The sequence below is a fragment of the Streptococcus oralis subsp. oralis genome (assembly GCF_000960035.1).
GTDB lineage: Bacteria > Bacillota > Bacilli > Lactobacillales > Streptococcaceae > Streptococcus > Streptococcus oralis_G.
The window spans coordinates 721,048-734,251 of record NZ_JYGR01000005.1 but is presented as its reverse complement, the minus strand read 5'-3'; the positions used below and the strand labels follow the sequence as shown (position 1 = coordinate 734,251).

The following is a 13,204-nucleotide window of genomic DNA, read 5'->3' as shown; positions in this document are numbered from 1 at the left end:
TTTATTATGTATATATGTAAAATTCTTAACAAGCAATATTAAAAAGAGTAAACTGTTAACTAGTTAATTAACCGGTTTATTATTTTATAGTGAATCAAATATACTTAAGAAAAGAGGAAAGAATGAAAATTAATAAAAAATATCTAGCTGGGTCAGTAGCTACACTTTTTTTAAGTGTCTGCGCTTATGAACTAGGTTATCAAGCTCAAACTGTAAAAGAAAATAATCGTGTTTCCTATATAGATGGAAAACAGGCTGCGCAAAAAACAGAGAATCTGACTCCTGATGAGGTTAGCAAGAAAGAAGGCATCAATGCGGAGCAAATCGTCATCAAGATAACAGACCAGGGCTATGTCACTTCACATGGCGACCACTATCATTATTACAATGGGAAGGTTCCTTATGATGCTATCATCAGTGAAGAGTTGCTGATGAAGGATCCGAACTACCAGCTCAAGGACGAGGATATTGTCAGTGAAATCAAGGGTGGTTATGTGATCAAGTTGGATGGAAAATACTATGTTTACCTTAAGGATGCAGCCCATGCAGATAATGTTCGTACAAAAGAAGAAATCAATCGACAAAAACAAGAGCATAGTCAGCATCGTGAAGGAGGAACTTTAGCAAACGATGGTGCGGTAGCCTTGGCGCGTTCACAGGGACGCTACACCACAGATGATGGTTATATCTTTAATGCCTCTGATATCATTGAAGATACTGGTGATGCTTATATCGTTCCTCATGGCAACCATTACCATTACATTCCTAAGAGTGAGTTATCAGCCAGCGAATTGGCTGCAGCAGAAGCCTTTCTATCTGGTAGAAGTGGCCAATCAAAGGCGCCTACTTATCGCCGTACCAATAACAACAGTGCTAGCAGCGATGTAGATAGATGGACCCCATCCTATAATAACCAAGGCGACAGCTATACGAACACAGCTAACAACAGTAGAGACGATAACCAAGCAAGTCAGAGTGATGAGGATATTGATAGCCTTCTGAAACAACTTTACGCCTTGCCGCTCAGCCAACGACACGTAGAATCTGATGGCCTTGTCTTCGACCCAGCACAGATTACAAGTCGAACAGCTAGAGGAGTTGCTGTGCCTCATGGGAACTATTACCATTTCATCCCTTATTCACAGATGTCTGAATTGGAAGAACGAATCGCTCGTATTATTCCTCTACAGTACAGTTCGAACCATAGGGTGCAGGATTCAAGACCAGAACAACCAAGTCCACAACCGACTCCGGAACCTAGTCCAAGCCCGCAACCTGCACCAAATCCTCAACCATCTCCAAGCAATCCAATTGACGAAAAATTGGTTAAACAGGTGATTCGAAAAGTAGCTGATGGCTATGTATTTGAGGAGAATGGAATCTCACGTTATATTCCTGCCAAGAAGCTTTCAGCAGAAACTGCTGCAGCCATTGATAGTAAACTAGTCAAGCAAGAAAGTTTAGATCATAAACTCGGAGCTAAGAAAACCAACCTCCCATCTGGTGATCAATGATTTTACAATAAGGCTTATGATTTACTAGCAAGAGTTCATCAAGACTTACTTGATAATAAAGGGCGCCAAGCTGATTTTGACACTTTGGATAAACTGTTGGAACGTTTAAATGATGAAAGCAGTGATAAAGTCAAGTTGGTGGATGATATCTTGGCCTTTCTAGCACCGATTCGTCATCCAGAACGTCTAGGAAAACCAAATGCGCAAATTGCCTACACTGATGATGAGATTCAGGTAGCCAAGTTGGCAGGCAAGTATACAACAGAAGATGGCTATATCTTTGATCCTCGTGATATCACCAGTGATGAGGGGGATGCCTATGTAACTCCACATATGACCCACAGTCATTGGATTAAGAAAGATAGTTTGTCTGAAGCCGAAAGAGCGGCAGCCCAGGTTTATGCTAAAGAGAAAGGTTTGACTCCTCCTTCAACAGACCATCAGAATCCAGGAAATACGGAGGCTAAAGGAGCAGAAGCTATCTACAACCGCGTGAAAGCAGCTAAGAAGGTGCCGCTTGATCGTATGCCTTACAATCTCCAACATACCGTGGAAGTTAAAAACGGTAGTTTAATCATTCCTCATTATGATCATTACCATAACATCAAATTTGAGTGGTTTGACGAAGGACTTTATGAGGCACCTAAGGGGTATAGTCTAGAAGATCTCTTTGCGACTGTCAAGTACTATGTCGAACATCCAAACGAACGTCCGCATTCAGATAGTGGTTGGGGCAATGCAAGTGACCATGTTCAAAGAAACCAAAATGGTCAAGCTGATACCAATCAAACGGAAAAACCATCAGAGGAGAAACCTCGGACAGACAAACCAGAGGAAGAAAAGCCACGCGAAGAGAAGCCTCAAAGTGAGAAACCAGAATCTCCAAAACCAACTGAGGCGCTGGAAGAAGAATCACCAGAGGAACCAGAAGAACCTCAGATCGAGACTGAAAAGGTTGAAGCGAAGTTGAGAGAGGCTGAAGAGCTACTTGCAAAGATCCAAGACCCCATTATCAAGTCCAATGCCAAAGAAACTCTCACTGGCTTAAAAAATAACCTGCTATTTGGTGCTCAGGATAACAATACCATTATGGCTGAAGCTGAAAAATTATTGGCTTTGTTAAGGGAGAGTAAGTAGTTGTAGCAACATTTTCTAACTCCTAAAAACAGGATAGGAGAGCTAGAAATGATAAAATCGAAAATGAGAGCAGAATGTGAGTTCTAGTTCTCATTTTTTTCATGGAAATGTGCAAAATAACTTGACATATAGTGTAAATAAAGATAAACTATTTACTAGTTAATTAAACGGTTAAATACTAGTTAAGGAGTAATGATGAAAAAAAGAACATTTCTATTATTAGTGGTAGGTCTCTTGGTTCTTGTCTTAGGAGCATGTAGTCAAAAAGAAAAACAAGAAGCAAAAGGGATGAAGATTGTAACAAGTTTTTACCCAATCTATGCAATGGTCAAAGAGGTATCAGGTGACTTGAATGATGTTCGGATGATTCAGTCAAGTAGTGGGATTCACTCCTTTGAACCGTCAGCAAATGACATTGCTGCCATTTATGATGCGGATGTCTTTGTCTACCATTCTCATACGCTCGAATCTTGGGCGGGAAGTCTAGATCCTAACTTGAAAAACTCAAAAGTTAAAGTTTTAGAAGCTTCTGAAGGAATGATGTTGGAGCGTGTACCAGGTTTGGAAGATGTAGAAGCTGGTGACGGTATTGATGAAAAAACACTCTACGATCCTCACACTTGGTTAGATCCTGAAAAAGCAGGCGAAGAGGCGCAGATTATTGCGGACAAACTTTCGGAGATTGATAGTGCTAATAAGGAAACGTATCAAAAGAATGCTAAAAACTTTATCGCTAAAGCCCAAGAATTGACTAAGAAGTACCAGCCTGTTTTTGAAAAAGCGAGTCAAAAGACCTTTGTTACACAACACACAGCCTTTTCTTATCTCGCTAAACGCTTTGGTTTGAAACAACTTGGTATAGCAGGGATTTCCCCTGAACAAGAGCCAAGTCCGAGACAGTTGACAGAAATCCAAGAATTCGTTAAAACCTATAAGGTTAAAACCATCTTTACTGAGAGCAATGCTTCTTCTAAAGTCGCTGAGACCTTGGTCAAATCAACAGGAGTTAGCCTAAAGACACTCAATCCTTTAGAAGCAGATCCTGAAAATGACAAAACTTACTTAGAAAATCTAGAAGAAAACATGAATGTTCTTGCAGAAGAATTAAAATGAGGAGATGATGAAAATGAAGAAGAAATATATTGTAGCAGGATCGGCTCTTGTCCTTTCCCTAAGTCTTTGCATCTATGCATTGAACCAACACCAGGTAGAAGGAAACAAAGATAATAACCGTGTGTCTTATGTCGATGGGAAGCAAGACTCTCAAAAAACAGAGTCCCAAACACCAGATCAAGTTAGCAAAAAAGAAGACATTCAGGCTGAACAAATTGTTGTGAAAATCACCGATCAAGGTTATGTGACTTCACATGGTGATCACTTCCATTACTACAATGGTAAAGTTCCTTTTGACGCGATTTTCAGCGAAGAACTAGTCATGAAAGATCCAAGTTATCAATTGCGTGATGAACACATCGTTAACGAAATTAAAGGTGGTTACATCATCAAAGTTGATGGAAAATATTATGTCTACCTAAAAAATGCTAGTCAAGCTGAAAATATTCGTACCAAAGAACAAATTGAAAAACAAAAACAAGGGCATACATCTGACCAAAAAAATGATTCTAAGGAAGTTGTGGCAGCTAGAGCTCAAGGACGTTATACAACTGATGACGGTTATGTTTTTAACGCTTCTGATATCATTGAAGATACAGGAGATGCTTATATCGTTCCCCACGGAGGACACTTCCATTATATTCCTAAGAGTGATCTGTCAGCGGGTGAATTAGCTGCCGCAAAGGCTTATTTATCTGGCAATAGTTCAGCTCTCAGTCAACCCTTGTCACTGACACCGAATAATGGTGTTTCTGCAGCAGATGATGGTTATGTCTTTAACCCTAATGATATTGTCAGAGATACTGGCGATGCTTATATCGTACGACATGGGGACCACTATCACTATATCCCTAAATCATCTCTTAACAATCATCAAGCACAATCTAACACTCCAAGCTTAGAAAGTCCTTCTAATTCTACACCAAATAATCCGTTACCACATGTTCACCATGAAGAAGAGGAACACGATCATGGTTTTGATGCAAATAGAATTATAAGTGAAGATTCAGAAGGTTTTGTCATGAGTCATGGTGATCACAATCATTACTTCTTTAAGAAAGATTTGACACCTGAGCAAATCAAGGCAGCACAAGATCATTTGAAAGCTAAGTCACCAGTGACACCAAGTCCAAGTCATGAGGACCATGATGAAGATGAGCATGACCACCATCATGGTGAAGACCATGATCACGGCTTTGATGCGGATAGAGTCATCAGCGAAGATGCAGCTGGCTTTATCATGAGTCATGGTGATCACAATCATTACTTCTTTAAGAAAGATTTGACACCTGAGCAAATCAAGGCAGCACAAGATCACTTGTACGGAAATAAACATTCAGAAACTAGCCCAGATAACCACATTAGTAAACCAGAAGAACACCATCATGATAACCATGGAAACCATCATGAGGAAGAACACGATCATGGCTTTGCAGCAGATCGAGTGATAAGTGAAGATGATAAAGGATTTGTCGTTTCTCATGGAGATCACAACCACTATTTCTTTAAAAAAGATTTAACAAAAGATCAGATTAAAGCTGCTCAAGAACATTTAAACAGTAATAAAACGGAGTCTGTTAAACCTCTTGCAAAAGATGTAGAAGCATTTTCTAGAGAGGCCAGTGACAAAGAAAAAATGGAGTATATTGCTAAGACCTACGGTGTACCGCTAGAAGCCATTCGCATTTCAAATGGATTCTTTGTCTTTGGAAATCCGGATCAAGCTTATGATCCAACCCATATCCATCCCTATGCCGTTCGAAAAGAACATGTTCGTATTCCTCTCCAAACTGGAAATCCAGAACTGGATTTCCTAAATGAACTTTATACGACTGCACTACGTGATGGGGTGTCTCCTTATAGTTTGCAAGTAGAAAATGGTAGTTTTGTGATTCCTCACGGAGACCACAATCACTACATCAAGGTTCAAACCAAGGGCTATGAAGTAGCTTTGAAAAATAAGATTCCGGCCCTACAATCGACATATCAACCTGGGGCTTTTGATGAACAAACTGTTCTATCTAAAGTGGATCAACTTTTAGAATATAGCAGAAATATTTACAAAGACAAGCCTATCGCACAAAGACAGATTGAATTAGCTTTAGGTCAGTTTACTGAAAATATGAAGAAACTAGCAACCAACTCTACGGCAGGTTATCTTGCAACACTTGATCTTTTTGATAAGCAATATATCCATATTGATGAAAGTATCAAACCTGTTGAAACAAGCGCTCTAGATAAGAAATATCAGGCCTTGATTGATAAAATCAATACACTAGATACAGACTCTTATGGTCTTCCTAAGAAAGAGCTTCTCGTTCAACTTCAAGAAGCTAAATTAGCTAAAGATGAGGCTGGTTTAGCAGCGGTTGAATCACAACTTCAAGCCTTACAAGACTTTAATGATCGAACAGGTGTTACAACTGTAGAATACATCAAGTATTTCTACGAACACGTAAATGATGGTCGTTTGAGTGATGAACTGCGAAATAAAGTAGCTCAGTTGACTTGGACCTTGTATCAATCTCAATCCTTCCTTAAGGCAGCAGAATTGAACAAATTATTCCCAAGCATCTATCAGACAAAACAAGAAGTGGAAGAAGCTTTGAAAGCTCAACCAACTACTGTAAAATCAACGCAAACAGTTCTAGATACTGAAAAAGTCGATAATCAAAGTGCCAAAACAGCTATTTATGGCTTCTTGAAGGAATTGTATGGAGACTTTATGCCTGAGGAACATGTCAACCATGTTAGCAAGGAACAAGTAGAAAGTCTCCTGAGCAAGGCAAATCAACTCTTGGAACAAATCCAAGAAGAAGGCATCAAACAATCCTTGGCAGAAGAAGTAGAAAATCTCAAAGCTGCCACAAACAAGGCTGATGCAGACTTGGATGAAGTAAATAGTCAGGTGAAAGACGTCTTGACTCGTATCGCTAGCGCCCTTAAACAAGAGAAGGAAAATGCAGAGCAAGATCCTCAGACACTTGTACTCTATCAAAAACTCTACGATATTCTCATGTCGCTTCACTCATATTTAGAAAATAATAAGGGTTCTGATGCAGACTTTGATAAGGTTGATGCTCTACTAGATCAGCTATCTACTAAGAGTAAAGATAAAGCCGCTTTACTTGAATTGACAAAATCTATTCTGGTCTTAAATCAAGAAATCAAGTCAAAATCAAGCGTCGGTGAAGAAGCAACCCCAGCAAGAAATGTTGAAGCAAATAGTGGTAAGACAAGTACTGAAACTGAAACATCAGCAACTGCAGAATCTAACAGCGAAACTACCAGCGACGAAAACAAACCGAGTAATGCAACAGATTCTAAACCAGCTGAATCAACTTCAGAAAAGGAAACAACAGAATCTACAACAAGTACCGGAAATCAAGAAAAACCAGTAGAATAAAAAGAAAGGCGAAGTAGCTAAGCTACCTCGTCTTTTTTAGTCTTTATAGGATACAATGCCAATGATGGTATCCACCGCACGCTCCATAGTCTGAAGGCTGACGTATTCAAAACGTCCATGCATGTTTTCACCACCAGCAAAGATATTTGGAGTTGGAATTCCCATAAAGGAAATCTTAGAGCCATCTGTTCCACCACGAATTGGTTCGATAATAGGCGTGATATTTAAATCTTCCATAACAGCTTTAGCAATGGTAACGGATGTCATGTCTTTCTCAATGACTTCCTTCATATTGTAGTACTGGTCTGTCAGAGTTAAAGTCACGCGATCATTCCCAAGCTCTTGATTCATCATGTCAGCGATGGCTTGCATAGCTGCTTTACGTGCTTCAAAGGAATCCTTTTCAAAGTCACGAATGATGTAGCTTGCACGCGCCTCCTCGACACTACCTGTCACATCCATAAGATGATAGAAACCTTGATAACCGTCTGTCAATTCAGGTCGGTCATTCTCTGGAAGTTGATTATGAAAATCAATCGCTAGCTGAAGGGCATTGACCATCTGACCTTTAGCAGTACCAGGATGAACATTGCGCCCTTGGAAATGAAGTTCAGCAGCTGCTGCTGAGAAAGTCTCGTACTGAAGTTCTCCTAGCGGACCACCGTCAACAGTATAGGCAAAGTCAACGTCAAAATCTTCAGCATCAAACTTGTTAGCTCCAACACCAATTTCTTCATCTGGTCCAAAACCAACTCGAATCTCACAGTGTTTGATTTCAGGATGAGCTGTCAAATATTCGATAGCAGTCATAATTTCAGCAATCCCTGACTTGTCATCAGCACCCAGCAAGGTCGTGCCATCAGTTGTGATAAGCGTTTGGCCTGGATATTTCTCAAGGCTCTTGAAATCAGCAGGATCGAGTTTAAAACCAGAATCTCCTAAGTCGATAGCTCCACCATCGTAATTTTTGATGACTTGCGGATTAACTCCCTCAGCATTAAAGTCAGCTGTGTCCATGTGGGAGATGAAGCCAATCTTGCGTGTCAAGCTAGGATCATTAGCTGGTAAGGTACCAATGGCGAAACCATTTGGAAGGTAGTAAACATTTTGCAGACCGACACGTTTCATTTCGGGAATAAGAACATTGGTCGCAAAATCTACCTGGCTTTGCGTACTTGGAGTAGTAGTAGAGTGTTCATCAGAACGAGTATTGACCTTAACGTAGGTCAAAAAACGATCTAAAAGGTTCGGATAAGTCATAAAAACTCCTTTAACAATCATAAAATAGAATGCTATCTTCGGAAAAAGCCTCATTCTGAAAATTTCATGAATTTTGAAAAAATATAACAATTCAAATTCAATAGACTTTCAAATGAAATCTTGGATATCTTAGAATAAAATATATGCATTGATATTTTATGAGATTTTTTATTTCTTTTATCATTTTACCATAGAATAGTTTGAAAGACAAAGAAGAATCATACTCTTTTATTAATTAACATAATATAAAATTAATCATATTAATTGACACTGCGTGAACTTTATTGTACAATTGTCTTGCAAATGTTTAGATTGATATAACAATAGATTTAAAAGCAAAATAATTAAGGAGAATAAAATGAACATTCGCTTCGATTTTAAGAAAGTTCAAATTATTGCGCGCCGTTTAGTTACACTGTTAGCTATTCTGTTTTTGTGTGCTCCGATAAGTCTGTTAAATGCAGATTCTACTACAGAACCTCAGACAACTCTTCATAAGACAATTACTCCGATATCAGGACAGGATGACAAGTATGAGTTGTCATTGGATATCACATCCAAACTGGGAACGGAGACCCAAACGGATCCCTTGGATGTTGTTTTAGTAGCAGACCTCTCAGGAAGTATGAATAAGAGAGATGTTCCTTCTTCTACTGGCCGAACAATTACAAGATTGGATGCTTTAAAAAATACCCTTAAAGGAACTCGAAATCGTCAGGGATTAATTGATACGATTTTATCCAATTCAAATAATCGGTTATCCATGGTAGGTTTTGGTGGAAAGATTGATAATAAGTTTGCGGAACAAGCATGGAATTCCTACTACCGAAAATGGGAGTGGGGGTATCGGTATTGGCCGTATGAAGAGAGAACAGCATTTTATGATGGTGTATCCCCATGGGATGATGCGGAAACAATTTTAAATTGGAATAACGATGCTAGTGGTTCAAAGACTGCAGTCAGTAATATGAGAATTGCTGGTGGTCAATCAATAGGGACTGAATCAGGAATCGGTACAGGAACCAATATTAGCGCGGGTATTCGTATTGCTAATCAATTGATAGATAGTGCAAGACCAAATGCCAAGAAGGTTGTTATTGTTCTATCAGATGGGTTTGCCAATATGTATTACAACGACAGTGGTTATACAGTTTATAACTATAATAATCAAGATGGATCAGAAACGGCACCAGATTGGTTCTGGAATAATTTAGATGTATCTATCAATAATCTCGCCTATAGTCTCGCTCCAAAACTAGCTGGCTTTTACTCTATTAAGTTTCGTTATTCAAATAATGTCGATAGTATTACCAGTTTGCAGTATTATATCAGGTACCACAATTCTTCCATTCCTAATGAAATCCTATCCGCAAACAATGAAGAGCAGTTACGAGACAGTTTCAAAGATATCACTGATAAGATTCTGCCACTGGGAATCCACCACGTGACTATCAAAGATGTTCTTTCTAAGTATGTTCAGCTATTACCGAACGGATCGTCAGAGTTTCGCGTAGTGAAAGAAAAGGCTGGAAGTAGTGAAACATTAACCGAAGAGCAAGTAACTTTTGATACCAAGACAACCTCAGAAGGATTAGTGGAAGTTACGGCTAAATTTTCTTCGAATTATTCCTTAGAAGATGGGGCTAGATACGTTCTAAAATTCACTGTTACATCAAGTCAAGAAGCCTTGGATGCTATTGCTGGTGATAAAAAACTAGAGGCTGGTGATGCTGAAGGTTCTGATGTCAATAAACTCTACTCCAATAAAGGTGCCAGTGTCACCTATTCCTATGGAATAGGCACCTCTCAAACCAAGACCAAAGAATACTCTGACAACCCAACATTTAAGCCTTCGGATCCATTAACGGTTCCGGTGGAAGTGAAGTGGGAAGGTGTTAATGGAAGTAGCACAGTAACAGCTAGTCAACCTAAGGCTTTAGATTTTAAATTAATTCAAAAGAGCAAGAGTGCTGGAACAGACAAGAATGAATACAGGAAAACTAGTGTTGGAGTAAAAGCAGGTGAGCTAAGTGAAACTTCCAATTTTGAAAAAGTAGCTAAGGGTTATCAATATGATCTTACAGCCCCTGATGTTCCAGGTTTTACTAAGGAAGTAAAAAAAGAAGGAACGGACCAATCGCCAACCTTTAAAGTATCTTATCGTCAATTACCTAGTTTGACGATAAGAAAGATATTAGTCCCTGAAGATACATCGAATAAGAGTTTTAATATTAACATCGAGCTAACTGATAAAGAACGAAATCCTATAAATGGTACTTTCGGTGATATCAAAGTTACTAATGGACGTGCTCAAATACCATTAACACATAATGCCGAAAAATCTCTAAAATATCTCCCGTATGGAACACATTACAAGGTTGAAGAAGAAGCGGCATCAACGAATGGTTACCACGTTACATATGAGAATCAAGAGGGTGATCTGAATAAAGACGAAACCAGTATTGTCACAAATCACAAGCTTCCAAGTTTATCAGTCACAAAAAAAGTTACAGGCGTATTTGCCAATCTATTAAAATCCTTCAAAATTACCATTAACATCAGAGATGCTCAGAATAGCCCATTGAATGGAACCTATAATGCAACGGTGAATAATAAAAGAACCTCTCTGCAATTCACGAATGGTCGAGCGTCTATTGATCTCAACAAAGACCAAACCATAAAAATTGATGGACTTCCACTCGATAGTCACTATACCGTAGAAGAGGAATCAAACTCTTCGCGTGGATATCAGGTTTCTTATGAAAATCAAGAAGGCAAGCTGGATGGGGATAAGTCCGCGACAGTCACGAATAATAAGAATAGTGTACCTGAAACCGGAGTTGACTTCCTCAGCAGTACACTCATGTTAGGAATAATCCTTCCTCTAGGAGGAATCTTCTTTACAATCCTGCTCGGATATCTAGTGGTACATAGGAGAAAATAATGCTACTTAAAAAGAAACATAAGAAAACAGTAACACAAGTCAATTGGGATAAGTCTCCGCCGAGTGTATGGGGAGATATCCTCTACTTAGTCAGTAAGCTTCTGATGGTTGGATTTGTACTGGCCACCCTTTACTTTTTTGTCTTTGGACTATTGAGATACAATGACGATGGCATGAAGCCAGCCTTAAAAGATGGCGACTTGGTTGTCTACTATAGGTTGGATAAACGTTATTCGATTGGTGATCTGCTTGTCTATAGTTATAAGGGTAAGGAAAGAGTGGCGCGTGTCATTGCAACCGAAGGAAGTACGATCGATATAAATGAAAATGGTCTCATTATCAACGGTTCTCCTCAACAAGAGCAGGATATCTACAAAGAAACGCTGCTCTATAAGGAAGGGGCTAGCTTCCCAATGAAAGTCCCAGCAGGACAACTCTTTGTCCTCGGAGACAATCGAACAACGGCTGTAGATAGCCGTGCTTTTGGAACTATTCCTATACAGGATACCCATGGCAAGGTGGTAACAGTCCTAAGGCGACGGGGCTTTTGATGATAATTTATGAAAAAAGAAATTTAAAAATAAAAGGAATAATCATGAAAAAAACATTTTTGAAAAAATTAGTTACTGCAAGTATTGCAGCTGTAACCGCCTTGTCGGTCTTTAGAGGATTGCCAACATTTGCGGATGAAAACTCTGACGCAACTGCAATGTCCAATGGAGAAACAAATGCACAAGTATCCATTAACAAGGTGTTGAATATTGCGGAAGGAATCACTACACCTTACGCTCACTTTACCTTTACTTTTACACCTAAAACAGGTACCTCATCTAACGGGGTACTATATGAAACAATCAATTCCTCAAACGGTCAAATAGCAGATAAAACAGTAAATTATTCAGAAACAGATGTTTTGTTGAGTGGTCAAACAAGTATTAAGAAGAGCACTGGAAATATTTTTGAAAATGTGAGCTACACACACGCTGGAGAATATGTCTATACTGTTGCTGAAAAACAAAATGTGGGTTGGAAACCAATGCAAAAAGGTGGAGTTGCAATTGACTCAATGACATTTGATGATCGTAGCTATGAAATGCACGTTATTGTTAAAAATAAAAGTACCTCAGGAGTTTATATTTCATCAGTATACTTTAAACAAGTTACAACAGGAGCTACTGCTAAAGTGAAGCCATCTGAAAAAGGGCCTACATACAAATATGATTTATTTACAAATATCTATCGTAAAAATGCTGGTAAGATAACAGATCCTAAAGATCCCCATCCTAATGATTCTCACCTTGGACATTATGATCCTAATGCGAAATCATTAGTAATTAAAAAAGTTGTGTCTGGAGCGACAGCAGATAAATCGAAAGATTTCACTTTCAAGCTTACTTTCACAAAAGCATCAACAGAAGAAAACAATTCCATTGTAGGACAAATTGGTAATCAGTCTAAAACATTTGAATACGGAAAAGAAACAACAATCACATTGCACCATGATCAATCCCTAGTATTTGACACGATTCCAGCAGGAACTCGTTATAAATTAGTAGAAGTTGGAACTGCAGGATATATGGCTTCAGCTGCTTATATGGAAAACGGAGTAAGTAAAAATCTAGATGGAAGAGCTTCTTCAGACTTTACTCAAAACAACATCCTTGTTGGTGAAAAACCAAACAACAATACTATCACAAATAGCTTGCCAGACGTTACCCCTACTGGTCTCTTGATTGACAATCTTCCTTTCATCTTGATGATTGGTCTTGGTTTGGCTGGATTTGTTGTTTTGTCTAAAAAACGCAGACAAGCTTAGGCAACTGGTTTGAA

6 protein-coding genes and 1 pseudogene are annotated in these 13,204 nt (G+C 38.9%); 6 read left to right on the top strand and 1 reads right to left on the bottom strand.

The features are described 5' to 3' along the window. Nucleotides 1–122 precede the first annotated feature (122 nt). From TZ92_RS06835 to TZ92_RS09690, 3 genes and pseudogenes are all read left to right on the top strand, one after another. Nucleotides 123–2,651 (top strand): annotated as a pseudogene (locus TZ92_RS06835) (pneumococcal-type histidine triad protein). A gap of 195 nt (nt 2,652–2,846) precedes the next feature. Beyond that, nucleotides 2,847–3,764: a metal ABC transporter solute-binding protein, Zn/Mn family gene (locus TZ92_RS06830; protein ID WP_033629819.1), complete on the top strand. Its 918-nt coding sequence runs from the start codon at nt 2,847–2,849 to the stop codon at nt 3,762–3,764. Between the two features lie 7 nt (nt 3,765–3,771). Next, the gene (locus TZ92_RS09690; RefSeq protein ID WP_071788217.1) at nt 3,772–7,170 is read left to right on the top strand and encodes a pneumococcal-type histidine triad protein; all 3,399 of its coding nucleotides are present in this window, start codon (nt 3,772–3,774) and stop codon (nt 7,168–7,170) included. 36 nt (nt 7,171–7,206) lie between these two features. Here the strand turns inward: TZ92_RS09690 and pepT are convergent, their stop codons facing one another. Next, nucleotides 7,207–8,430 (bottom strand): peptidase T, encoded by a 1,224-nt coding sequence (gene pepT / locus TZ92_RS06810; protein ID WP_033629818.1) that lies wholly within the window; start codon nt 8,428–8,430, stop codon nt 7,207–7,209. Nucleotides 8,431–8,788: 358 nt separating this feature from the next. Between pepT and pitA the strand changes: the two genes are divergently transcribed. From pitA to TZ92_RS06795, 3 genes are read left to right on the top strand one after another with little or no spacing between them, the layout of a single operon-like run. Then, nucleotides 8,789–11,374, top strand: coding sequence for a PI-2 pilus tip adhesin PitA (pitA, locus tag TZ92_RS06805; protein ID WP_033629817.1), 2,586 nt, complete (start codon nt 8,789–8,791; stop codon nt 11,372–11,374). Beyond that, nucleotides 11,374–11,925, top strand: a complete 552-nt coding sequence (sipA, locus tag TZ92_RS06800) for a PI-2 pilus system signal peptidase SipA (RefSeq protein ID WP_033629816.1) — start codon at nt 11,374–11,376, stop codon at nt 11,923–11,925. The genes pitA and sipA overlap by 1 nt, the downstream gene beginning before the upstream one ends. After that, nucleotides 11,925–13,190 carry a DUF7601 domain-containing protein gene (locus TZ92_RS06795; protein ID WP_033629815.1) on the top strand — a complete coding sequence of 422 codons (1,266 nt, stop codon included), beginning with the start codon at nt 11,925–11,927 and terminating at the stop codon, nt 13,188–13,190. Before sipA ends, TZ92_RS06795 begins: the two co-directional genes overlap by 1 nt. Nucleotides 13,191–13,204 lie beyond the last annotated feature (14 nt).